Below are 23869 nucleotides of genomic sequence, written 5' to 3'. Positions count from 1 at the left end.
TCGTATTGTCCTGCCCTAGCCGAATCGGTTCGGGTGTACCGCTATAGATCACAGGGAGAAAAGAATGTTGTTCAAGGCTCCGACTGGCAAGGTCCATTCCTCGCTGGTCGACCACGACCGGTGCGTCTTCATTCGTAACAACGCGAAGACGGATTACTCGGCTTTGGCTGAGCTGCCGGTCCATGAGTACGAGGCCGGGGACGATTGCATGAACTGCGAGTCGGCTATTGAAGCGGAAGTTGGATCGGTCGAGGCCTCCGACACGCCGGTTCTTTTCTCGCAGGACGGCACCCCGGAAGTCGATGGCAAAGACATCGAAGAGGATGACGACTGGGAGGACGAAGACGACTTCGTTGCCGACCCGGAAAAGAAGGAAAAGGCAGAACGGGACCTTGGTATCCGCGATGCCGATACTGCGATCGAGCAGTGGGAGCTGCTTGCCGAGCGGACGCAATCGGACAAGGGTCGGTTGTTTTGGGAAGCGAAGATCGCTGATCTGAAGTCGCGGATTGAGTTTGTTCCCGAGTCAGACAAGCCGGAAGCCCCCGGGGTGTCCGAAGAGGAGACCCCAGCCGTGGAGCCGGAAGAAACTAAGCCTGTCCGGCGTACCACAAAGAAGTCCGCCCCTGCCTCAGTCAAGTAAGACGCAGCCCGCCTAGTTGGGTCAGCCGTGGTGCAAATCCACGGCCGGGCGCCATACCAGCTAATTGGCTGGTAGCAGAAAGAAGATAGGGGAGATCCATGGCTAGCAGTAGGCGCACAGTCATCGACTACACCGACGACATGACCGGGCTTCCCATACCCGAAGATCTGGTGGACAACTTCTGCTTCTCCATTGACGGTGTCGACTTCAAGATGGACACCGACACGGCTCTCGCAAATGAGATCCGTGAGCTGCTTGCACGGGCAACCGCGAATGCTGAAATAGCGTACTGGAAGCCCAAGGTCGTCGAGCCCGCCAAGGCGCCACGCAAGAAGACAAACCCGGAGCGCAGTCGCCTACTTAAGAAGATTCGGTTCTGGGCGAATGAGAACGGAAAGAAGGTGGCGCCGCAGGGGCGAATCCCGGAGGACGTTGTGACTTCTTACCGCACTGCTAACCCCGGCGTGGACATGACGCCGTACGACAACAGCTAACCGCATAGTTGGCCTCGATAGGGGCGCGGTCGCCCAGCGGGGTGGTCGCGCCCTTTGTCGTGGCTGCCTAACGCAGGTGGCATGGCAGAGAGGTAAGAGATGGACGAGATACTGAAGATCCTGGACGAACTGATCCATAGGGATGAAATAGCGGAAATCCGCGCACGGCATGACGCCGTGTGGCCCGGTCCTCATTTTGTTGAGGAGACTCCTTATCCTCCGGAAGGTCCAGGGCCCGTGGTCCACACCGACTTTGAGATCCAGACCGTGGATGGCGCCCGCTTGGCAGAAGTGTCTTGTGCGCACGGGCCGACCGATGTGGATGACCCGGCAAAGGCCGTTGAAGGGGCCAGGGCAGACGCGACGTTCTTCGGTAACGCCTGGGCTGACATCAAGACGCTTCTCGACGTGATCGACGCACTGAGAGCGCGACGCTAGTTCCAATAGTTGGTCTCGATAGGGGCGCGGGTATTCAAGTGGATGGTCGCGCCCTTTGTCGTGGCTGCCTATCGGGGCAGTTCGGAAGAGAGGCAAACCGTGGGAACTTGGAAATATGAAGTGTGGAAGTGTACGACGGGATACACCCGCGCACACGACCATGACGGAACATGCGGCAGTTGGGAGAGAACAGCTATCTGCTGGGACTCCCTGTGGTTCACCGCATTCGAGAAAGCGTCCACTCAGTCACATGCCTTTGTTCAGGCTGTTTATGCCGTGAACGGCAGAACCCGAACCGTCTATGAGCACGTGGAGGGTGGGGGACTCTGCAAGGGATGCTGGCACAGGCACGAAAACACTCATACACACGCGATAACGAAGGAAACCGGCCTGTGCATTCCCTGTGTCCGAGTGCAGAACCGCAGAGGCCCACTTACCCGAACACCGTTCGGCAACGAGTTCATGTGTGACGACTGCCGAAGCGGGTTCCGGCGCGTACATCTTCAGACATGCCGAGCTGACGGCCGGGATCCCGACAAACGGCTGTACCGGCCGGTGCTCGACTTCGCTCGTGAGGACGCCCGTGTACACGGCTGAGTACTGGCGATGGCCAAGCGACCTCTACACGGCCACTGCCTGTAGCCCGTGCGCGGATGACCGGTCCTGGCCGCAGTACGCGGAGGCTTCGGCGTGGGGGCCGAGCAAGCGCACCCCCGCCAACAACCACGAGGGCGGGCGCCGAACCTACTGCCACTACTGCGGGCTGGAGCTCGATCGTGAGTGATGGAGACCGGGAGTCAGTTATTGAGCGGGCCGTGGTCGCGATGTTGTGGGTAGGCGACGGCCCCGTACGACAAACCCATCTGATCCAGTCGCTGGGCGTCACAGCTAGGGATCTCCTCGACCTGGAGGGCCAAGGCCTTGTCATCTCCGAACTGGTGGATGCCGAGGGGGCAGGTCGGCCTGTGCGTGTGTACCGGCTGCCCTACGCGCCGTTGGACCCCGAAGCGGTGCGGTCCTACACGGTGTCCAAGGGACTCTGCAACGCAGACGACACGGCTCCTGTGAGCCCCCCGGAGTTCAGGAACTACGAGGCCTACCTTCGGCACCAAGACGGCATGGCCCGAGCGGCTGAAGCACGGGAGCAGAAGGAGGCTGCCGCAACGCGACGTCGTCAGCGCGCGGACCTGATAGCGGGCTGGCCGCACACGAGAATGCCGCGCATCCGGGCCTGGGCCAAGCAGCAAGACTTGGACGTCGGTCTGCGAGGACGCCTGCCGCGCTGGGTGGTCGACAAGTACGACCAGGAGGTGGACGACCAGGCGGAGCTTCATGCCGCGCTCAAAAACCTGGGCCTCTCCGATGGGAGCAGAGAAGGGGCGGACACGGATGTCTCATAGGCGGGGCCCTCGCACCAATGAGTACATGCTCAACGGACATCACATCGTGGTGCGGCACTACGACAGCCGAAGTGTCGGCGTCGAGCTGCAAGGGCGGGAAGTGGTCCGTGGGGATGTGGCATACGTGGAGGAGCTCATCACGCGGGTGATCTATGAGGCAGGTCAGGAGGGGAACACGATCCGGTTAGGTTCCACCACTGCGTGGCTTTCACCGATCCTGCTCAACCGGGAAGACGTGTGGTGCCTGGTCTTCCGCAACGGATCCGGCTCCCGAGCACACCTCATCGCTCATCTTGATCAGATCCAGAAGTTGCTGGATGACGTGAATCGGTAGAACGCAGAAAAGGCCCCCAAGGCACGCTGTGATGGCGTGCCTTGGGGGCTTCTATGCTCGCTGAACAGGTCGCGTTACTCGATGGGCGCGGACTCGATTCCGGCGGTCGCCGTCTTGGTGTCCTCTGTGCGCTGGACTGCCTCACCGGTACCGAGGATGGCCGCTGCAAGGGCCAGGATCAGGGCGGAGGGGAGATCGGGGAGGTAGTGCACGACCAGGGCCAGGGCGGCGACCAGGACGGCGTAGATACGGGCAGGGTGCTGCTTGATGAACTGCAAAGAGATCCTTCGTCAGTGACTGTCTGTTGATCGAGTGAGTAGCTATACGACCGGGCGAACGTTGGACATGGCGGACGCCCGGTGTGCACGCTGCGTGTTGATACGGGGCCGCGTCGCTCCGAGCTGGTCCCGGCAGACCGGTATCCAGTGACGGGCGGTGGCTAGACGGCGGGGACCTTCAGTGCGTCCCAGGTGGCGCGCCCCGGCCACCCATCGGCATCCGTGCCGGAGAAGCCGCGCTTGCGCTGCCACTTCGCGTAGCTCTGGCGGTCCGCGTCGGTCCACTGCGGACCCGGCCCCTCGGAGTAGGCCGAGCAGCCCTCAGCGACCAGGCGCTTTCCCATGGCCTCGATCAGGGCCGAGCGCGGAGCGCTCTGGAACCAGGCAGACCCGGGAAATGCGGCGTACACGCTCGGGGTGCTACTGCCCCTCGGGATGTCGGACGGGCTCGCCTCGTGCCCGAAGTACACGACACCCTTGCGGCCCTTCCATGCCGGGTCAGCCACGACTACACCCTCGGGGAAGTCGGGGATGCCGTAGCCGTACACGTATGAAGACTTGCGCTGGTAGGTCTTCACGTAGACCCCATCGCCTTCGGCGGAGCCGTTCATGTTCGTGTTCCCGGAGACCGTAGTCACGGTGGAGTCCGTGTAGGAGATGACGAGACCGGTGTGCGTGCCTCCGCCCGGTCCGAAGAAGATCTGTCCGCCGATCACCGGGTACTGACTGAAGCGTCCACGAGCCCGGAACCAGTCGACGCCTTCGGCGCACGATGCCGTGCGCGGGTACAGGGATGAGGCGCCGGCCTGCATGGCAACCCATGAGGTGAAGACGCCGCACCAGGGCTCTTCGTCGTCGCTGACCCATGCCATGCCGGGCACCTGCGCGGCGTACTTCTCGTGGTTGGTCCAGTGACCGTTGCTCCAGCTTTCCTGATAGCCCTCCTCGGCCTTGGCGATACGGATGACGTCCTGAGCGATGGACAAGGGTGTGTGTTCCTCTGTTGAAGGGCATGAAAAAGGCCCGCCAGGAGCGGGCCGTTCAGCTACGTATGGATCTCGATGTGTGGCTTAGCTGCGTGTGATCTGCACAAGGGCAACAATCGCGGACGCGGTCGAGGTGATTACCGATGCGGAGATGGCGTAGCGCCATTTCTCGATGCCACGGATGCGGGTCTCGTGGTCGTCCAGTCGGTTTGCGTTGGAGTCCATGACCTGTCCGATTCGCTGTACCTCGATTGACAGCACCCGCAGTTCGCCGTAGATGTCGCGTGCCGTGATGGTCACAACGGCGTCTGTACTGTCGGGCAATTACGGCCTTAGAGAGTGGTGGCGCCGGGCGCCACAAGTGTGAATGACGCGGCGTTGAGCTGTGTACTGGGTCGGCTTCCGGAGGAGATCTCCCAAGCCCCAGTCCGTGCGGGCGTATTGGCACGCAGGGTGAGCCGGTCGCCCTGGACGGCGAAGATGGGGCCCCGTAGTGAGCAGGTGAGGTAGGTGCTCGGCACGAGCGCCAGGTTGTACGAGCGCAGCCATTCGCGTTCCCCTCCCTGTACCTGCTGGTTGACGCATACGAGGCGGAAGGCCGGTCCCTTGCTGATGTCGGCTGGCACGAGGGCCGTCACACTCGCAGATGCGAGGTAGACACCGCTGGTCGGCACGGTAAACGATTCATTGTCGTTCGTGGTCCATCCGCCGTATTGGTCGGCGCTATCCCACTTCAGAGGTTTGTATGTGCCGTCGTCTGGGATGCCACTTATCTTACTCAATCCGCTGATAGCGAGCCGCGGTGGATTGGATAGGCCGCGAATGTTGTCGCGGACACGGGCGTTCATCTTGGCTGCATCTGCGAGTTCGCGCGGATGCCATGCGCTTATGTCGACTGCGCTTACCCCTTCATGCTGATCGCGGATGGGCCAAGCATGACGGCGCCAAATGCGTGCCATCCGTCATTGCTGGGTTCGGGCCGCCACGTCAGCCCCGTACCTGTGCCCATAAGTTCAGTAGAAACGGTGTCGCCCGCCGCGAGGAACAGAACCTCGCTCAAGGGAATGGCGGTTGAGTAGCTGATGCGTGTGTTCTGCCGTTGGCGTACGGCGAAGGGCTGGCCGTTGCGCAGCAGGTTCACTTGGTAGGAGCCGTAGGGACCTTGTGTGCCGTCGCGCTGGACCCCTGTGAACGCGGTGACGAGGTAGATACCGGACCGGGGAACCGTGAAGGTGGTGCCGTCGCCGCTCATCCTCCAACCCCCGCACTCCTCCACCGTGGCCGTGCCCCATGGAATGAGCGTGCGCTGTCCGGAGGGGGAGGCGTAGGAGGCCACCATGCGCGTCAGGATGCGCGCGGGACTGTAGAGGGTCTGTAGGGGAGTAGTGATCCGTGCTGTCATGTCGGCCGCTGTAATGACGGCCTGGTCCGCCCAGTCGGCCAGGGAGCCGGTGGGTGAAGGTGCTTCACTGAAGGAGGCTGCTCCGGGTCCACACATGAGCGCGCTGAAGTGGCATTCCCATTCGCCTCCCTGGATGGCGTAGGCGGGATTGGGCGAGCCGGAGTCGAGATAGGACGCTACTGCGACGGCTTCACCTGCCCGGAGGTGAACCACCGTGCAGACGGAGACGACTTGGACAGATGCCTGTAGGGCGAGCTCGCGGACGGCGGCAATGGGGGAGATCGTTCCGTTCGCTGCGCGGCGGTCCACGTACATGACGACGCCATCTCCGTTGGCTGCTACGGCCGTTGTGCCGACGCTGAGGGTTGCGGAGAGGACGTAGATGCCGGTGTCCGGCGCGGTGAACCACGTGCCGTCAGTGCTGGCGAAGCCGGTGAGACTGGGGGATGTCCACCCGACATAGATTTTCTTTCCCCGGGGGATCTTCTGGCCGGCCGCGGCGCCCCGTGCAGCCATTCGGGGAGGGTTAGATAGATAAGTCAGGGGGTTGAGGATGCTGCCCAGCTTGTCAGCTGTGATGACTTCGCGCTGAGCCCATGTGGGTAGAGACGGTACTGCTATGGGTCACTCCAGGTAGGTGGTCTTGCCCAGGATCGAGGCGGCTTGGTCTCCGAGAATCCACACGCCGTGTCCATCCGGGTTGGCGCGGCCGGGGATGGTGATCAGCGCGACGCCCAACTGGTCGACTGTGGAGTCGAGTTGCAGGATGCCGGGTGATGCTGGGGCGCCGACGGTGTGGGAGGCCATCATGTGCACTTGCAGGTCACCAAACCGACCGAAGGCCTCTGTGGTGTCCGTGAACCCGGCGGGCCACTGGGTTCCGGTGAGATCGCGGGAGAGTGCGACGGCCACGTACAGGGAGGTGTAGTCGCTACCGGACTGGAGTGTCATGCGGTCGGTGGTGGTGGCGGTCTTGTAATCGACGAGCGGTTCGACAGGGAGGGCGGTGTTGTCTGCCTGCCGATAGGCCAGGTTCATCACGACTGCTCCGGCGTCCTTTCGGCCGGAGACTCGCCAGGACACCGCACGGCCCTTGGATGGATGCCAGGCGAACATGGAGACCTTCAGGCGGAGCTTGGTCGGGTCGAGCACCGTAGCGAAGGCCGAGCGGAGGGGCGAGAACTCGGTTTCCACACCCCTGTCCTGCGGGGAGTCACTGGCTAGCATCAGCCGGGGCGTGGGCTCCGATGCGCCGTAGGAAGCGCAGATGGACACCACGGTGTCATCGAGGCGAATCGAGTCGGGTAGGGGGACAGTAGCCACATCGGCATCGGTGAATGTGCCTGTCGTGCTGGCGCTGTACCGGGGGAACTCGACGGCAGGAGGACGGGCAGTGCGCCATTGGCTTCCGTCCCAGATCCGCGGTGGACCTGCTTGCTTCCAGGACGTGCCGGTCCGGGCCTGGATAGTGCATGGCTTCCATATGGTGCCGTCCCATCGCAGGGCGCTATTCGGCATACGCCACCCACACGTCCCCAACCTGTGGATTGCTTGGTGGGGTCGCACCGGAGAACACCCGGGCTTTGCCGATGTTGGTTGCGGTGACGGTCCCGGCAGATGTCACGGAGCCGTCGGCGGCGACAGTGAAGACGCTCCCTGCGGTTGCTGGTGTTGATCGCCCGGGGTGCGCGGTGATGAAGGTACCTCCCGCTGTTGCGCCGAGAGCGAGAGAGGTGGGGGCTCCCATGGTGTCGATGTGGAGTGCGCCGTTGTTGAACAGTCGCGTGAACGCGGTGGTGCCATCCGTGAGTTGATAGACGGTACCGATGCCATCGCCGGTGACTCTGACGGTGAGCCAGTCCTGTTTTTCTTGGGCGGTAACTGTCCCGCCGGCCTTCGGTAGAGCACGGTCGGCAAGGGAAAGCGCATAGCTGCGGTCGCCGTGTGGGTCGAGGCCCTGGACGTGTTCATCGAGGCGCGTGACGGTGTCGGTGGGCAGCATCATGTACCGCCCTGAGCCGAAGTCGACCCAGAGGTACCGCGCGCCGTCGGGGCCGTAGAAGGCCGGAACCATGCCGTTCTTGTCGGCGGTCAGCATCGACATGGGATTGCCATTGATGTCGATGAGGTCGGTGTGCTGAGTGGCGTCAGCGGCTCCAGAACTCCACACCGTTCCCGTTGCGTTGGGGAGGCGTGCGCCGGTGGCTGTCTCGGCTGCGGTGTCGGTGGTCCCGCCGAAGAGGTATCGCATCAGACGTTCCCCTCACGGAAGTAGTCGGCCACGTACACGCCCGTGACGATCAGGGTGGAGTCCACCGGGAAGGTGCCCCACCAGTCGCCGCCGTTGATGGGTGAGCCGGTGGTTTGGAACACGGGCTGACAGGTCGATCCGCCGTAGGTGTAGGCGCTTCCGATCGTGTAGTTGGGCATGCCGCCATTGCCGTCCGCGTGCTCGTTGTTCATGAGCGCGCAGGTGAGAACCTGCCACATGCCTCCGCGGGACTTCGTGGGGAGAGTGACGTTCAGAGCGTCGGTCTTCCACGTCTTCCCGCTGGTGTTGCGGACGTTGATGGACACGGCCATCGAGTTTGAGCTGAGCCACTGGTACTGGCCCTTGGCGCTGTAACTGCCCGCCGCGTAGCTGAGCTGTGGTGTGTAGCTCATGGCCTTACCGAGGCTTGCCGCGATCGACCATCCACCCCGGGCCGCGTACATGTGTAGTTCCTCAGCACCCGAGTCCTGGCTCTTGTAGTAGGCGAGATCACCGGGGGTGGGGTTTGTCGGCACATTTGTAGCAGCGACCGCGGGAGGCCTGCCGGAGTCGAGCAGAGTACGTACGTCGCGGATGGTGTCCACTGCGGTCTGTCCTCGGCGGACAGTGACTTGCGCAAGTGGGTATTGCCATATGCCGCCGTCGATCTGCCGTACCCCGGGTGCTACTGGCACTGCGGCTGGCTGGCCCTTCAGGATTCGAAGGGATGCGGAACTGTTGGGGACATCGAGCTCGACCACGACGAGATCGATCCGGGGATTCGGCTCGGTCTGCGTGTTGAGAGGGAGGGTGACAGGCTGGTCCGTCTGGTAGATGAAGCCACGCACGAAGGCCCTGCCCGGGGCTACGTCAACGGCGCCGGCCTGCGAGGGAGAGACGGACACGGAGAGAGCGGCATCTCCCCACCGTCCGACCACACCACTCGGCGATCCCGCCGTAGTGAGGGACTGCCAGCGCGTGGGATCTACCCGCTGTCCGTCGCCCGTACCGAAGGGCCAGGAGGACTCTGCCAAGGGGTTCCTTAAGAGTTAGCCCCCGATGTAGGAGAGGTAGCGGGGGACGTGGTGCAGGCGGATGAGAGTGGTAGGGCCAACGCCCGAGGCGGTGACCCGCAGGCGGTTCTTGCCGGGGCGCAAAGGCCACAGGGCCGAGTCGGTAGTCATCTGCGGCCAGGCATTCGCGCCGTCGAGCTGTACGGACTTGATGCCGGGCCGAGTGTCGATGACCAGCGCCTTGCCCGCAGGCACGCTCACGTTGTCCCGCAGACGGAAGCTCTGGCCCGTGGTGACGTTCTCCAGGGCCAGGCCGGTCAGTGGTCCTGTGACCGTCCACACGGGCCATGCCTCGACGGAGGAGTCGTTTGGTGCGTCGACCAGACCACCGGAGTTGAATGAGGCGCTACTGATCCGCATGGGGAAGAAGCCGGGATAGGTGGCGCTCGACAGGAATGGCACGGCGGTACCGGTATCCAGGTGCCAGTCGTATTGGCGCTCCGCGGAGGAGTACCAATAGGGGTCCATGGCGCGTAGCACGAGGGCTAGCTTGATCCAGTTGAACCCGGCGTTCTCCTCAGTCTCGGAGCCTTCGGCCCCAGATACGTAGTAGCACTCCAGGTGCCGGGCGATGCCGTCGCCCTCGGTCGCGGTGATCCACCCTGGACCTGCTTCCGGGTTGAGTGCGCGGAGTAGGCGGTTGTGCATCCTGGTGAAGCTGACACGGTCCACGCCCCGGATGATCAGGGGGATGGTGATGTCTCGGGTGGTGGCTCTGTTGGATCTGAAGAGGCCGCCAGGCAGGTTGGGTAGCTGGTCGGCCTTGAGGTCGAACGTCGGCATTCCAAGCCCGGCAGGTCCCTTGGTAAGCGCAATGCCGGCCGGAGTATTGCGGCCGGTGATGTCGCCGGTCAGCGGGATGATATCGCCGTTGGAACCGCTCCAGGCCAGAAAGGTGCGAGGCCATGAGACCGGGGTATAGGCCGCGTCATCCGGCTGTCCGATGTCGGGTCGGTCGTTGTATGTCGCCGGGATCGGCATCGGTCACATCCTGGTGGAAAGCTGGTTGATCTTGCGCCACAGTGCCTTGATGTCACCGAACACGTTGGTGGGCTGATCAGTGCCCTGGTTGCCGATGCTCGGCGTAATGGATGAGCCGTCGGCTGAGTCAGTGATGGTTACCTGACGAACGATGTCCTGCTGCACCACGCCGTCCACGACACACGTGACTCGGTCACCGAGGCGCCAGTGCACACCGAAGGTCTGGGAAGGTGTGTCGATGGGATACACCTGCATGTTGCCCACGGCCTGGCCCTCGTTAAGAGCTGCCACAGCGCGTTGATCCATGGTGGCTTGGACAGCGGCAACGGTCGTTCCCGGTTCGGTATTTGGGGCCAAGGCAGCATTACCGTCCTTGCCCTTCACGAGTGGGATGTCCCGAGCATCAACGAACTGCTCCGCGACCATGCCCCAGTACGCTTCGGCATCGCCGTCGACGTACTGCTTGATCCACCGGTCCTTCCCTTCGCCCTGTGCGGCCACGATCGCACGTGTGACCTTCGGCGCGGTCTGGCTGTAGACGACCTGCTTTAGGTTCCCGAGGTCAGGGCTGAAGCGGACAGCGTCTGTGCGGTCCTGTACCTGGTAGGTCTCCAGGCGGATCGTTCGGGATTCGGGGTCATACACGTTGCGCCATCCCAGTTGGCCGGCGTCGGCAATGGGGCGGATGACGTCCCGCAGGTTGTCGAACCGAGCGGTGAAAGGCGTCTTCGGCCCCCAGCGGTCGTAGGGCCACGTTGCCCCATCGGGAGTGCTGTATCCGGTCGTTCGACGGTCGCCGCGGGCATGTGATCCCGCGTTCCAGTCGACGAGGGATTCCAGCGCGTATGCAGACTCACGATCGGCCGCACTGTCGGCGGCCCGAGTCTGCTGGTCCACTGGATTGCTCGGGTCGGGAAAGGCGAGCCGACCGGCAATGATGAGGTTGTCATCAGCGCCGGTGATCCACAGAGCGCCGTCACCGGAGTCTTCATCGACGGTCCAGTACTTCTGAATCCCTTGGATGGGGCCGCTCATGATGGGGCGCGCTACACCCTCGCGATACACGGCGATGCCGCATCCAGGCTGGAAGAGCCGAGCGTGAGGGCGCCCGGCGTTGATCTTGAGTGTCCACTGGCCGACATCGTTGAACTTGGCGACCATCTCCAGGGAAAGGTAGTCGTCGACCATGCCGATCGGTGTCAGGTGGGCGTCGCGGACGATCACTCGGTACTCGCCCATGGCTCCCTACTCGTGGTGTACGGCGGGGCAGGAGACGTTGTGTCATCCCGCCCCGCCGTCGTTGTGCCTCTACAGGCCGTGCATGATGTGCGCTCGTTCCAGGGCTCGGAGGATGGTCTCCTCTGTCGGTACATCGGGAGCCGCGTGAACGTTCACCGTGATGTTCCGGCCGCCCATCATGGAGGCGGTGTCACGAGCGGAGAACACCCGCTCACCGCCCTGCATCTGGATCAGCTCCGGCCCTTGCTCGCCCACCAAAGCCAGACCCGGGGAAGCGCTCCTGGTGCCCTTGGCGTACCAGTGGTTCCGCTTCCAAAAATCCCAGGCCGCCGCCGGATCCCCGTAACGATCCTTGATGTAGCCCAGGCCCCACCGCTCCTGAGTGACAGGGTTGGTGAGCCAGTCCGGTCCTGCCGACGCCATCTTGCTGGCGGGCAGGGACTGAGGGATGCCGTACGCCCCCGAAGACGGGTTCTTGGCGTACTGGTTCCAACCGGACTCCCGCGACCACATGGCATCGAGGTCCCCGAACTGGGAGCCCCATCCCATCTGCGCGAGGAGCTGCCTGGCGACACCCTTGTTCTGCTCCGGAGTGCCACCGTCGAGGCCTCCCACAGAAGGGATGCCTACGCCGGTTGCGTAGGCGCCAGGCCATCCAGAGAACGAGGCTCCCTCGACCTGACCACCCTTTGGGCGGAACACGTGATCTGGGTCCGACAGCGCCCGTGTGAGGCGCCGGACGGACGGACCCGTGTTGCCCTCGATGGTGTGAAGGACGCCATTGGCAACCGACTCCACCAAGCCGATATGCCCGCCGTTCCGGAAGGAAACAACGTCGCCGGCCCGCGCCTGAGATGCGGAGATCTGCGATCCCGCGGCTTCTGTGTTCCAGGTGGAAACACTGGGCCACCGATTGCCCGGAGTGCCCTGCGGACTGCTCCAGTACGACGCGTTCGCGGATGCCTTGTCGACCACCCAGGAGAGGAAGTCGGCACACCATTCCTCGCCGTTGAACCCGTTGTACTTGACCATGTTCGGGCCGGTCTCGGTGTAGCCGAGCTCCTTCTGTGCCTGCTTCACCACGGCAGAGGCGCCGCCCACGTGGTCATCGAGGTACTTGCCCCAGGACAGGACCGAGCCCTTGAAGTGCTCGACCGTGCCAGAACTCACGACACCCGCACTAGCGAAGGTGTCCTTCACCGTGCGTGTCATCACCTCGACGACTGCCGACCAACCATGCTCAAGAGCATCGGCATAGCCGGAGAAGGCATCGTTCTTGTGCGCCCCTACCCATGTGCTTCCGGTCGGGGACTTCCAGCCGATGGGCTGGACGATCCCGCCGTTCGCGAACGTATTGCCGCCCAGCCGCGCGGCACGGTTCCATGCGTGAATGACGTCCGGCCCGAGGGCGCGAACGACCTCGGGGCGAAGGATTCCCTCACCGGGACTTAGGACGGCTGGCACCGTGTCATTGCCCGGCGAGTAGCCAGGAACAACACCACCCCGCGCGAACCGCAGAGGCTTCAACGGAGCCGGAGCACCCGCAAGCGATGCCATGGCCGAAGTCATCGCCACCACACCGGCGTTGTAGGGGCCGGTGAGGACTGAACGGGTGGAGGAGTCCACGTAGGACATGGCGGAATGCCACGAACTGGTGATCTCCGAGCCCGCCGAACCGAAGGTGTCCTTCAGCCCGCCGAGGCCGGATGCCAGTGACCCGAACGACGACAGGGAAGCCGCCTTCGACTGGTCAACCTGCTGAGCAGCGGCCATCCACACACCCTGATGCGCGGTGAGGAACTCCCGCTCCGAGGCAGTGAGGTCACCGCGCACGCGCGAGGACCAGGCGCTCATCGACGGAAGTGCATCGTTCTCCCATGCCGCCCGTACCGTCGTGCCCACAGTCGTCCAGGTGTCCACGCTGGTGGCCTTGAAGGTCTCCGTGGTCGGGCTGAGGTCGGTCTTGACCTCCTGCGACATGGACACGAAAGACGGCTGGATGAGCGTGCGCCACATGCGCTCGATCAACTCGGCCAGGCCCTGGAAATTACCGGCCCGAGCAGCGGCGTTCATGCCGTCGATCTGATCGGTACCGAGCATGCGCGTGATCTCAGGACGCAGAACGGCTTCGCCGGGACTGAGCATGGCGCGGACACTGTCGCGGCCCGGTGCGAATCCCGGAACAACGCCACCCGAGGCATAGCCCTTGGAGAAGTCGAACAGACCCGTCAGGTTCGGCAAAGCATCCTTCAGGCCCTGGAGGAGATCGTCGAGGACCTCCTTTGCGTAGCCGGAAGGGCTGGACGCGATGGCGTCGATGGCCCGCCAGGCGTCGGAGAACATCCCGACGAACCCCGAGAACTGCTCGCTCGCCCAGTCCTTCAGATCACTGACCACCGAGCCCGGATCGGTGATGAACCGGCCTGCGAGGCCCAAAAGTTCCTTGACGCCCGTCCAGAGATCCTTGATCAGGTTGAGCAGATTGTCGAACACCTGACCGACCGTATCGAGGCTGAAGACGTCCCCGGCCATGCGCTTAGCACGACCGACAATGTTGCCGTCACCGTGGTAGACCTGCGACATGAACGCGTCGCCAACTACCGGCGAGACAAGCCCTGTCGCGAGGCCGGCGAGCTGTGTCCAGGGGGCGCCTTCGGCCTGCTCAATCAGCGCAGGCGGCAGCTTCTTCGTGACCCACTGAACGAGATTGTCCGGCAGACCCTGGAAGCGAGACCCCGCCCACGTGACCTTGCTACCCACGAACTCACGGATGGTCGCGCCGGTCTGACCCAGCTTGGTGGTCGCACCGTCCACGCCGAGTGCGGCGGTCGCGGTACGGGCCAGACTCGACAGATCGAGCATGCGGCGGAGTTCGTCGAACTGACTGAAGATCGACCCCAGTCGACCACTACCACCGCTATGAGCTCCTGCTCCTGATGCTGCGGAAGCACGCGCCATGCTCGGCGCGGCCATGAGGGAGAACCCTGCACGTCCAGCCGGAGCCGCTACGGAAGGACCAGCGCTTGCAGCCGGGCCACCACCGGCAGACGCGCCGATGGCACCGCCACCAAACGAGGCGTGAACACCCGTGTCAACGAACCCGCGGACCATGGGGCCAGGCGCGGAACGGGTCTTCTTACCCCCGCCCTTCCCCTTACCACTACCGCCTCCGTTACCACCCTTGGAGTCCCCTCCACCGGTGGCTTCGTCTACCGACTTCAGGGCCAGGGCCAGAGCGCCAGTGGCCTCGGTGACCGCCTCGACCTTCTTCTTCAGGTCGTCTAGCTTGCCCTGCACGGTCTTGAACTCGACATTATTGATCTTACTCAGCGCCGAGTTCAGGCCCGTCTTGGACGTCGGAAGGCCCGTCGCATCCTTTACGTCATCGACGGAGGACCTGAGGCTTCCCGGCCCATTGAACCGTGCTTTGATCGTCTCAAGGCTGATGTCCGCGACGTTGCTGATAGCCGAAGCGAGGCGGGAGACGGACTCCCGTGCTCCCTGCGCGGCCGTGCGAACACTGCCTTCCGCGCCATCGAGCTGGCCGCGTACCTGAGCGGTCGAGGCTCCCTGATTAAGATCAGTAAGAGCAGAGCCCGCTCCTCGTACGTTGCGTTCCGCCGCAGATGCGGAGGAGGCAACGGACGTTGTTTCCCCGCTGAGTTCGGACTGTGCATGGCCCAGAGTCGTGGTGTTGAGCGGGTCCAAAGCCTGGTTCTTGATGGCCTTGATCGCGCTCTCGGCCTTGGCTGCTGATGCCTCCAGAGAGGCGCCTCCATCGAGGCCGGCCAGGCGACCGCGGAGCGCGTTGACGTCCGCGTTGTTCAGCGGGGTGATACCGAGTGTGCGGATGTGGTCAATGGCGTCCTGTGCTCGGACTGCCACGTGGGAGATCGACTGCGGCTGACCATCGAACTCGCCCTGTACGTGCGAAAGACGCACGTCATTGACACGGCGCAAGTCGAGGTTGAGAGCCTTGATCTTCTCCTGGAGCTGCTTGATCGCGGTCTCCGCTTCGGAGACGTTGATCCGGATCCGCTCATCCTGCGACTGCGGAACCGCAGGCAGGTGATCACTCGCGGTTCGTCGTGCAGTACGGCGCCGATCGCGTCCTTCTTCGCGCCGCTGATTGCGGAGCTGACGGTTGAGAAGAGCGCTTTCGTCGTCGGAGAGGTCGCCGCGGTCCCGTGCCTGGGATATCCCCGCGCGAGTCTCCTGCCGAGAGGCCCTTGCCCGCTGTCGGGGCGTGCGGCGGTTCTCGCGGTACTGACGCCGGTTCTCGCGGAGATCCCGCTCATTGCGCACCAGCTCAGGACCGTTCGCGGCGGTCTGCGGTGTGACGTTGCGGAACTGCCGAAGAGCCTGGTTACGGCGCTGGAAGTCCTGGCGTGCCCGTGCTCGCCGGTCGCGCTCATCGAAGTCGATCAACCCGCCCGAGGCGTACTGGGCCGTTGCACGGCCGTAGCCGCGAAGCGTCGCACTGCGACTGTCACTCCACCGGCGCCGGGCATTGTCGCGGCTGTCACGAAGCTGGTTCGTCCAGCCCCAACCGTTTTCCCGGGCCGCATTCGTACGGCTGCGGGAGGCCTGGTAGCCGCCGGTGAAGCTTCCTCCATTGCGGCGGGAGATCGCACCGGACGCGGTGTGCTTGATGCCCCGCGAGATGCCGAGGCCGGCGCGACCGATGCCCTTGGACAGACCAAGCGATGCCTTGGCGAGCACCTTGCCTGATCCGACAAGGCCGCTGACCATGCCACCGAACTTGCCGAGCACCTTGGCCGCTACACCGAAGGCGATCAGCAGCGGCAGGGCCTTCACGGAGAAGAGCGCCATGGTCTTCAGTGCACCGGCAAGAGCTGGGTGATCACGGACGAACTCGACCGTGCCGGTAGCGATGGCGATGACCTTGTTCACGCCGTCAACGAAGGCCTTCGCAGCGACTTTCAGGCCAGGAAGGCTGACCTTCCACAGGCCTTGCAGGCCATCGAGGACTTTGAGGACCTGCTTGTACAGGTCGGTCTGCACGTGCGTGAGCATCCCGGTGGCGGGATCGCGCTGGACCTCGAAATTCCCATCCTTGTCGCGCTTGGCGAAGAGGCCCATGAGGTCACGCTGCGCGTTCTCCTTCATGGCCTGGAGACGGCCCTTGATCGTCGCGTTCTGCGCGCGCTTGGCCGCGTCATCGATGCCAGCCCCGGACTTGATCAGGGCCTCAATGAACTCGTGACCCGAGGGCGCGGCACTCTTCGTCATTGCCGCCATGAGCTGAGCGGACGCGCTCTTGCCCTTGGTCGGAGTGCCCTTGTCCTCTACATAGGTGGCCTTGCCGTCCTGGAAGCCGGACTTGATGAACTTGCCGTCGTCGTCCTTGACCCACTTACCCTTGACCTGGCTGAAGTGCTGGCCCTTGGCCTTGGTAACACCCCCGCCGGGCGCATCCTTGTACCCGAGCATGGTCGCGATCTGCTGCATCGACATATTTGTCGCGTTCTCAAACGGCTTGAGATTGCGCAGTGTGAGCTTGTCGGTGTCAAGGATGTACGCGATCTGCTGCATGGCCCGCGAAAGCTTCTCTGGGTCGGTGATCCCGCCCTTGGCCGCGTTGTTGGCGATGGCCTTGATCAGCGCCTCGGACTGACTGGCTGCCGCATCGGGCTTGGTGCCGTGAGACGTCAGAATCCGCACGTACTGGGGCGCGAACTCGTTCATATCGTCCAAGCTGAACGACGAGTTGATGGCGAACTGCTGAAGGTCGTTGAGGAGCTTCTTCGTGCCCGCGAGAGACACGCCGAGGCCGCCCAGGGAGTTGGCCGCTTTGTCGAACGAGTCGGTCGCCTTCACGCCGAACACGGTCGCCATGCCGCCTGCGGTCGCAAGCGGGGTAACAATGTTCCGGTTGATCAGGGCCCCGAGTTCGGCGGACTGGGTACCCATGTGCTCGATCTGCTGAGAGCCACGCTTCCAGCGGGTGGCGGCCGTCGCGAAAAGCCCGGCCTGAGTCGCTGACGCGGCCTCCTGAGCCCGAGTGGCAGCAGCCAGCTCGGTACGGAGAGCGGTCAGACGCTCCGTCAGCTCGGCCTTGTAGGCGAGCGTGGCCTCACGCTCGGAGGCGATTTCCTGTGCCTTTGCCGCCTTGTAGTCCCGCAGGCCCTCGCGAAGGTTCGCAGTGAGAGCGGCTTGGTTCTCCCGAAGGAACGCCTTGTACTGGAAGCCGGTTTCTTTGAAGAGCTCCTGCTTGCGGGCCTCGCCGAGCTGGTTCGCGCGAACCATCGACTTGACGGCGGACTCTTCATCAAGGCCCATCGTGGACAGGATGCGCTTGTGTCGGGCGCTCAGGCCCTGCATAGCCCGGTACCGCTCGTCGGCCGCGTTGAAGGCGAGCTTCACGACGGCAGCGACGGCCTGGCCCTCCTTCTCAACCACCCACTCAATGGCGCGAGCCTGTGCCTGAGATGCACGGGTGGCAGCGGCCTTGAGAGCGGACTCGGAGCGGCGGCCGGCCTCGGCGGAGTTGAGTACAAAGCCCTCCAGGGCCGCATCAACGCGCGGTACGAACCCGCGGTCGAATGCCGTTCCTGCACCTTCACCGGCCTGGCCCATGGCGCGCTCGACGGCGGCCTTCATGCGCCGAGTGCCGGTCTCGTCCAGCGTTGGCGTTACGGGGACCTTGGCCCGCGCTACGGGGATACCCGCGTCTTCACCAGCCAAGTTCAGTTCCTTAGAGCGAGTTCATTTGACCGAACCAGACCGCCACATCGGCACCGGATGCCGTCACAGGGGGAGGGGGTTCGGAAGGTTCAATGCCGGGCCGCCACATCGGCTCGGGTGCCTCCAGGGCCTCGTCACCTGCCGAGTTGGCACTGATGAACAGCCAGTTAGCGGCCTCAAGTGCGTCAGAGATGCGCGCGAGGATATGCGCCTCGTGGGTCCAGATAGCCGACTCATCGATGGCAGCAACCAGGGCGCCAGTACCTTGGCGTGCGAGGAGAGACGTGATCAGCACGTGCAGGCGACGCAGAGAAAGCCCACCCGTCCAAAGGTCCAGCAGGTCAATGCTGAAGACCTCTAGCAGGTCGGCTTCCAGGGCGTCACTGTGGTCCCTCACCACGGTGAGGGTGCGGATCAGTTTCCCGCATCACCGAACCCGGCCGCCTCGGCCACCGCCTGGGCGAACTCCTCGAAGTCCTCGATGGTAGGGCGGGTGTCCTTGAACGCTACCCACTGCTCGGGGCCAACGATGGAGCGGATGATCGCGACCTCGCTTCGGTCATCGTCAATGGCTTCAAGGACCTCGAACGGCAGCTTCTTCGCAGACGGGATGGTGAACTCAACGCTGTTGAACTCAAAGGTTGTCGGGGCGTCGGTAGCCTCGGCCTTCTTCGCGGCGGTGGTCTTCTTCGTGGTGGTGGCAGCCATGGTCATACTCCGTAAGCAAGGGTGATCAAAAGAGGGGGCCGGAGCACTTTGAGCCAGCTCCGGGAAGACTTTGAATCAGTAAGGTCGATGCGCTCAGGCAACGATCGGCTCGTTGCCTCCGCCGATGTCGAGGGGGTTCTCAATCGGTGAAGTCGTCCCGCCGGCGTCGGGGAGAGACTTCGGGGCCGGAGGAATAACAGGCGCGGGAGTCGGAGAGATCGACGGGTCGTCGCTCAGGAGGAAGCCCAGAAGGCCGTCCGAGTCGAGAGCATCGATCGTGAGCTCCAGGGCCTGATTCTTCGTGCGCGTCAGAGAGATGGAGCCGCGGTCGGAGACCATCGCCCGGCCGATCACCGCACGGTAGGAAGCGGCGTCGTCGGACCAGTCGACGGCCAGAGAGATTTCCGCGAGGTCGGGATTGGACGCCAGGTCGAGGCGGTACTGATCGCGGCCGTTGGCCGTCTTGGCAGTGGTCTTGACCCATTCGGCGCCGTAGAAAAGGCGCGTGGTAGTTGCGTTGACCTGCTGAAGCGTGGCCTTGATCTGGAAGCTAGCGGACTTCACGTACCGCAGTACAGGGACGCTGGACTGCCACACGGGCAGCTCGTCCGTTTCGATCTTCGGAGTGATCTCCACGCCATCTTCCGACGTGTAACCGAGCTCGATAAAGCCGGTTGCCGTCAGGTCTTCGTCGACAGCCTTGGGAAGAGAAGCGGCGGGAAGGGCTCCGAAGTGGACGGAGAGCTTGCCCTTGGGGGCGAAGCGAATCTGGGCAGCATTGTTGGCATTGGCCACAGGCGGGTAGTTCCTTACGAAGTCTGGGCATGGCTGCGGGCGGTCCGGCTGGACCGCACAGGTAGATGACGTGGGGAGAGGAGGCCGTACGCGCTTGCGACCCCGTTCGGCGCGCTCACAATGAAGGGCGGTTACTGGTGGGCGGTACGGCCCCCTGGGTGCCGCATGACCCCAGAGGGCGCCCCCGAGCAACGCGGGGGGCCTCCGGGAACAGAGCACGGGTGCGGGGTAGGAGCGGGTGAACCACGGCCCATAGGCTTGGCCTCATGGACGAGCTGATCGGGTACGGGGGCACCGCCGAGGGCTGCCCAGTGTGCATTGACGAGCACTGCGCAACGCTGCTGCCATTCGCAAGCGACGCTGCGGCGGTGGCTCATATCAGGCAGCACAGCCGAGAGGAGTTGGCCTTTGCGCTCCTCACGCACAAGGCACTTGTACAGCGGTTCTTGGTCGCCGCAGATACGCCCGAGGGCGTCCAAACCGAGCAGCACGCAGAAGAGCTGATCGGTGATGTAGAGGGCACCGCGATGCGCTCCCCTGCCCGTCTACGGCAAGCGTGAGTTGATCGGACTGCACCCCATACGCGTCCGAACTCCGTACGCGTCTTCAGCCCATGGCATCCGTGGCACAACACCTGAACGATGTATCTACGTCCTCGCTTCCGAGGAACAGCGGGCGCACATGGTCCACGTTCACCTCGTCTGCGGAGAGAATGAGGACAGCAGCGCATCAGAGGCCTGCCTCGGTGAGGTAGAGCGCGATGGCGGCGACGTAGCGGTACTCACCGGAGGTCATGTCGGCCAGGAAGAACGGGCTGTGGACCTCATCGACGTCGAGCACCAGGCCGCCGCCGGCCACCGTGCCGGGAAGGTCCTCAAGGAGCCGTTCCCGCAGGGTGTATGCCAGGTCGGCGGCCTCGCGCATGGTGCGGTGATACGTGTTGATCGTGAAGTCGGCGCGGTCGGCTCGATGGCGTACAACGCGGTGTCCGCCAGTGCCGTCAAGGATCACGGACGGCTGTCCTTTGATTCGATCAACGAGTGAGGCGGAGACCGTGAGCCCGGCGGTTTCGGGGAGTGCTGTGAGGTAGGCGTGGAGGACGCGCATCGGATCAGTCCGCATGTGTCGTCCGCTCGCGCATCACAGCATCCCGAAGGAGGTGCCTAGCAGGCGTCTTGCTGGTGCCGTACTCCAGGTGCATAGCGTGGGCCGCACCGCCGGGTACGTCGGAATCGGGGATGACGAGACCTACCGGCTTACCGTCGGCCCACACGATCCCTGTGCGAACGTTGATGGCTGCGGCTGTGCGGTTGCCCATGGGGCGTCGTCGGTTGTAGCGGGCCAGCATGGCGCGGTATCGGCGTGCGATGCGCAGTGTGGCTTTCTCGACCTCGGCCGCGGCTTGGGTGCTGCCCTCAAGGCGGACCATTGCGCGGTTGTCCCACTCGATCTCGTAGGGCTGTCGACTCAGTGAGTCACCCCCCACAGGCGGATCTTCACATGCCGAAGGCGTCCCTTGTCCCACCGCTCGGGCTCGCCCAGCACCTCGTACCAACGACCGTTGTAGAGGACACGATCAGCCGAGTCGGGCTCTGCCGATACAGGGAGGTAGGCGTTCAGCATGGTGCTGGCGGTCTCGTTGTTCGGGTTTCGGTCCTCGTACACCTTGAAGGGCTGCACGCTGGCCGGCCCCGACCAGATCCGGCGCGCTCTATCCCAGTCGCGACGCCGCGTGTAGGCGTCCTGCACGATCGGAGCACGGTAGATGTCGAGGACATCGTCAAAGCGCATGAGACCTCCGAACGTGAGTGGATGTGACACGGCGCCGGTAGTTGCGAAGGGCCTGCTCGGCGGCTGGTGACAGGCTTTGCGTAGGGGCTGCTGTGCCGTAGTGGGTCTCCAGCTCGCCAACCTTTTCGGCAGTAACGCCGGGTTGTACGGCAAGCCAGCGGATAACTTCGGTGCAGACCACAGCGGTCACCGTGAGGGGTACGGACAGGTAGCCGTAGGAGGCCCGCACCGTGAGCGTGCGGGCCTTCCCACCGGCGGGAGGCTGCCACCCCCCAGCACGCCATAGAGAGCGGCGGCTGTAAGACCAGTCAGTAACGGCCGTACCGTCCCCCCATCGGACTTCGGTGATGGAGGCGAGCGGGAGCATGAAGCGGGGGAGTGGAAGCTCCACCCCGGCTACGGGGTCGAGCGGGACCAGGTCGTCATTGTGGTGCTGAAAGTCCGTCCCGCAGTAGTCGACTACGAGGGCGGAGACATCGAGGAGGAAGGCGCCAATGCGCGGTCTTTCCTCATCCATGAGGGGGCGGCCGGTCCGGGCTGCCACGTCCTCAATCGTCGCGAGACTCGGCATCAGCCTCCTTGGGAACGGCCTTCTTACGGGCCCTGCGAACCGGCTTCTTCACCGCGGGCGGCTCGGTGGCATCGCCCTCTTCCCTGCCGTCAATCCGCTCTGCAACGCGCATGGCGGTTACGGCACTCCTCGGGGAGAGGGTCAGGAAGAAGGGCCTGCCGGCTTCGGGCCAACCGCGATGAGCTGCTCCGGGCGGACGATCTTCGCGTCGAAGTGCACTCGGCTCTTGATGGCGTCGGTGAACTTCTTCTCCGGCTTGTATGCCGCCATCTCCACGTGCGGAATGACCACGGAGACGCAGTTGGTCGCACCCAGGAGCATGTCGACGTTGCGCAGGTTGTCGATCGCGGGCTTCACCAGAGGCTTGGAGGGGGTCTTGACCGTGCCGAGTTGGTTGGAGACGTACACCGGAACACCGAGGATCTGGCCGATGTGACCGGTGGGGATGACGGGCTGCCCACCGTAGAAGGAGGCGTTAATGAACTGCGGATCCTTCAGGAGCTCCTTGCGGAGCGACGGCGAGATGATCAGATACCGGTCTTCCGGCGCCTCGATGTAGTCGAGCTGCATGATCGCCTCAAGCACCATGTCGTACGCGCTGTCCTTGGCGGTCCGCGTGATCATCTCGACCTTGGAGTGCAGGTCGAGCATCTTGGTCTCGTCGGTGATGCCGGACTCGGCGCTGTTGTAGTCCTTGCCGTTCATGGCGTGGACGATCGTGTCAGCCACAAGCTTGTCCAGGCTCTTCGCGGCCTGCTTGCCACGCTGGCGCACCAGGTTGGTCATCTTGTCGATGCCGGGCTGGGTGAAGAGCTGGTCAAGGCTGTCGATCTCGATGTGGAAGGACGAGCCCTTCTGCACTGTCATGCGGATGTAGTCGAGCTCCGCGTGGTCGGCTTCACCGATCTCGCCGTACGACTTCACGACGCCCTTGTCCTCAACCGTGTCGAGGAAGTGGGGAATACGGATGGTGTCACCGCCGCGCTTGAACTCACCCTCGTAGGTCGAGTTCACGATGAGCGGGGAGGAGAGGATGGAATGCTGCTCCAGGTCCTCCAGGAGCTGAGCGGTCCAGATCTCGGGGGAAAAGGTGCCCTGTACGCCAGCATTGAGACGCTGGCCGGCGTCCTTGTAGAAGCCAGTAGCCAAGTGGAGAGACGTTCCTTCTGAGTGTTAGAGCTCCCCGCGCATGAGCGCGTCCAGGTGGCCCTTGGAGCGGGCGGCGTTGATCTGGGAAGCGGTCATGCGGGAGAGGTCGGAGCGGGTGAGCTGTCCTGCCTGGCTGGTGCCCTGGCGTCCGAGGCCGATGTCCTGCTTGTACTCAGGCTGGGGCGGTGCGCTCTGGGACAGCGTGGTGACGAAGGCGTTGATGGCCTTGGTGTCCGGCTGGCCGTCCTCACCAAGGAAGCGCGCGAGGTTCAGATAATCGGGGGCCGGGAGCGTGGCGCCGGTGCTTGCAGCCTGAGCGCGCATCTCTGCGGCCACGAGCTGGTTGCCGACTTCGGAAAGAACGGCCGTGCGGGCCTCGGAACGGGCAGCCTCGATGGCGCGTTCCTGCTCGGTCATGGCGGCTTGGCGGAAGGTCTCAAGCTCCTTCGACGCATCCTTGAAGGCCTTTTCGTTCTTGCGGCTCATCGAACGCCACTTGTCGACCTCGGCCGCGAGAGCAGTCGGATCCGGCGCATGCTCAGAATCCGAAGGGGTCGGGTTCGCGGCAGGCTCGTTGGCGGATGCGGGGGCGGGAGTCAGCTCGGTCATGGGGCTATCAGTCCGTTTC

Annotated in this window: 25 protein-coding genes; 6 read left to right on the top strand and 19 right to left on the bottom strand. The window is 63.8% G+C overall.

Annotated elements, in window-relative coordinates; all coding sequences use genetic code 11:
• Positions 1-64 precede the first annotated feature (64 nt).
• From ABD236_RS02420 to ABD236_RS02400, 5 genes are all read left to right on the top strand, one after another.
• A complete protein-coding gene (locus ABD236_RS02420) occupies positions 65-643 on the top strand; it encodes a hypothetical protein (protein ID WP_344069402.1) in 579 nt (192 codons plus the stop codon).
• A gap of 98 nt (positions 644-741) precedes the next feature.
• On the top strand, positions 742-1137 hold the full coding sequence (locus ABD236_RS02415; RefSeq protein WP_344069399.1) for an Lsr2 family DNA-binding protein: 396 nt from the start codon (positions 742-744) through the stop codon (positions 1135-1137).
• A gap of 99 nt (positions 1138-1236) precedes the next feature.
• The gene (locus tag ABD236_RS02410; RefSeq protein WP_344069396.1) at positions 1237-1575 is read left to right on the top strand and encodes a hypothetical protein; all 339 of its coding nucleotides are present in this window, start codon (positions 1237-1239) and stop codon (positions 1573-1575) included.
• 776 nt (positions 1576-2351) lie between these two features.
• Entirely contained in the window at positions 2352-2975 is a 624-nt protein-coding gene (locus ABD236_RS02405) for an Lsr2 family DNA-binding protein (protein WP_344069393.1), read from the top strand.
• Between the two features lie 25 nt (positions 2976-3000).
• The gene (locus tag ABD236_RS02400; protein WP_344069390.1) at positions 3001-3309 is read left to right on the top strand and encodes a hypothetical protein; all 309 of its coding nucleotides are present in this window, start codon (positions 3001-3003) and stop codon (positions 3307-3309) included.
• A gap of 74 nt (positions 3310-3383) precedes the next feature.
• On the opposite strand, the gene ABD236_RS02395 is transcribed toward ABD236_RS02400, so the two are convergent.
• From ABD236_RS02395 to ABD236_RS02330, 14 genes are all read right to left on the bottom strand, one after another.
• Positions 3384-3587 carry a hypothetical protein gene (locus ABD236_RS02395; protein WP_344069388.1) on the bottom strand — a complete coding sequence of 68 codons (204 nt, stop codon included), beginning with the start codon at positions 3585-3587 and terminating at the stop codon, positions 3384-3386.
• A gap of 161 nt (positions 3588-3748) precedes the next feature.
• Positions 3749-4573, bottom strand: a complete 825-nt coding sequence (locus tag ABD236_RS02390) for a peptidoglycan-binding protein (protein WP_344069385.1) — start codon at positions 4571-4573, stop codon at positions 3749-3751.
• Positions 4574-4657: 84 nt separating this feature from the next.
• Positions 4658-4873 carry a hypothetical protein gene (locus ABD236_RS02385; RefSeq protein WP_344069382.1) on the bottom strand — a complete coding sequence of 72 codons (216 nt, stop codon included), beginning with the start codon at positions 4871-4873 and terminating at the stop codon, positions 4658-4660.
• A 32-nt stretch (positions 4874-4905) separates the two neighbouring features.
• Positions 4906-5421, bottom strand: a complete 516-nt coding sequence (locus tag ABD236_RS02380; protein WP_344069379.1) for a hypothetical protein — start codon at positions 5419-5421, stop codon at positions 4906-4908.
• Between the two features lie 53 nt (positions 5422-5474).
• Positions 5475-6491: a hypothetical protein gene (locus ABD236_RS02375; RefSeq protein WP_344069376.1), complete on the bottom strand. Its 1017-nt coding sequence runs from the start codon at positions 6489-6491 to the stop codon at positions 5475-5477.
• A 108-nt stretch (positions 6492-6599) separates the two neighbouring features.
• Positions 6600-7169, bottom strand: coding sequence for a hypothetical protein (locus tag ABD236_RS02370; RefSeq protein WP_344069373.1), 570 nt, complete (start codon positions 7167-7169; stop codon positions 6600-6602).
• A 313-nt stretch (positions 7170-7482) separates the two neighbouring features.
• Positions 7483-8226 carry a flagellar basal-body rod protein FlgG gene (locus ABD236_RS02365; RefSeq protein WP_344069370.1) on the bottom strand — a complete coding sequence of 248 codons (744 nt, stop codon included), beginning with the start codon at positions 8224-8226 and terminating at the stop codon, positions 7483-7485.
• Positions 8226-9131 (bottom strand): hypothetical protein, encoded by a 906-nt coding sequence (locus ABD236_RS02360; protein ID WP_344069367.1) that lies wholly within the window; start codon positions 9129-9131, stop codon positions 8226-8228. The genes ABD236_RS02365 and ABD236_RS02360 overlap by 1 nt, the downstream gene beginning before the upstream one ends.
• Before the next feature lie 144 nt (positions 9132-9275).
• Complete coding sequence (locus tag ABD236_RS02355) at positions 9276-10280, bottom strand: phage distal tail protein (protein WP_344069364.1); 1005 nt, start codon at positions 10278-10280, stop codon at positions 9276-9278.
• A 3-nt stretch (positions 10281-10283) separates the two neighbouring features.
• Positions 10284-11519: a siphovirus ReqiPepy6 Gp37-like family protein gene (locus tag ABD236_RS02350; protein ID WP_344069361.1), complete on the bottom strand. Its 1236-nt coding sequence runs from the start codon at positions 11517-11519 to the stop codon at positions 10284-10286.
• Between the two features lie 69 nt (positions 11520-11588).
• Positions 11589-18227, bottom strand: a complete 6639-nt coding sequence (locus ABD236_RS02345; RefSeq protein WP_344069358.1) for an aggregation-promoting factor C-terminal-like domain-containing protein — start codon at positions 18225-18227, stop codon at positions 11589-11591.
• A 10-nt stretch (positions 18228-18237) separates the two neighbouring features.
• Positions 18238-18624 (bottom strand): hypothetical protein, encoded by a 387-nt coding sequence (locus ABD236_RS02340; RefSeq protein ID WP_344069355.1) that lies wholly within the window; start codon positions 18622-18624, stop codon positions 18238-18240.
• A 17-nt stretch (positions 18625-18641) separates the two neighbouring features.
• Entirely contained in the window at positions 18642-18935 is a 294-nt protein-coding gene (locus ABD236_RS02335) for a hypothetical protein (RefSeq protein ID WP_344069352.1), read from the bottom strand.
• A gap of 93 nt (positions 18936-19028) precedes the next feature.
• Positions 19029-19730, bottom strand: a complete 702-nt coding sequence (locus tag ABD236_RS02330) for a phage tail tube protein (protein WP_344069349.1) — start codon at positions 19728-19730, stop codon at positions 19029-19031.
• A gap of 266 nt (positions 19731-19996) precedes the next feature.
• Between ABD236_RS02330 and ABD236_RS02325 the strand changes: the two genes are divergently transcribed.
• On the top strand, positions 19997-20290 hold the full coding sequence (locus ABD236_RS02325; protein WP_344069346.1) for a hypothetical protein: 294 nt from the start codon (positions 19997-19999) through the stop codon (positions 20288-20290).
• 169 nt (positions 20291-20459) lie between these two features.
• Here the strand turns inward: ABD236_RS02325 and ABD236_RS02320 are convergent, their stop codons facing one another.
• The 5 genes from ABD236_RS02320 to ABD236_RS02300 form a co-directional block, all read right to left on the bottom strand.
• Positions 20460-20741 (bottom strand): hypothetical protein, encoded by a 282-nt coding sequence (locus tag ABD236_RS02320; protein WP_344069343.1) that lies wholly within the window; start codon positions 20739-20741, stop codon positions 20460-20462.
• A gap of 456 nt (positions 20742-21197) precedes the next feature.
• On the bottom strand, positions 21198-21521 hold the full coding sequence (locus tag ABD236_RS02315) for a hypothetical protein (protein ID WP_344069340.1): 324 nt from the start codon (positions 21519-21521) through the stop codon (positions 21198-21200).
• Between the two features lie 548 nt (positions 21522-22069).
• Entirely contained in the window at positions 22070-22204 is a 135-nt protein-coding gene (locus ABD236_RS02310) for a hypothetical protein (protein ID WP_344069337.1), read from the bottom strand.
• Between the two features lie 29 nt (positions 22205-22233).
• Positions 22234-23241, bottom strand: a complete 1008-nt coding sequence (locus ABD236_RS02305) for a phage major capsid protein (RefSeq protein ID WP_344069334.1) — start codon at positions 23239-23241, stop codon at positions 22234-22236.
• A gap of 24 nt (positions 23242-23265) precedes the next feature.
• Positions 23266-23850 (bottom strand): hypothetical protein, encoded by a 585-nt coding sequence (locus tag ABD236_RS02300; protein WP_344069331.1) that lies wholly within the window; start codon positions 23848-23850, stop codon positions 23266-23268.
• Positions 23851-23869 lie beyond the last annotated feature (19 nt).

It is taken from the genome of Streptomyces crystallinus (assembly GCF_039521265.1).
Taxonomy (GTDB): Bacteria; Actinomycetota; Actinomycetes; order Streptomycetales; family Streptomycetaceae; genus Streptomyces; species Streptomyces crystallinus.
The sequence above is the reverse complement of the archived record's forward strand: the minus strand, read 5'-3'. Positions and strand labels throughout refer to the sequence as shown.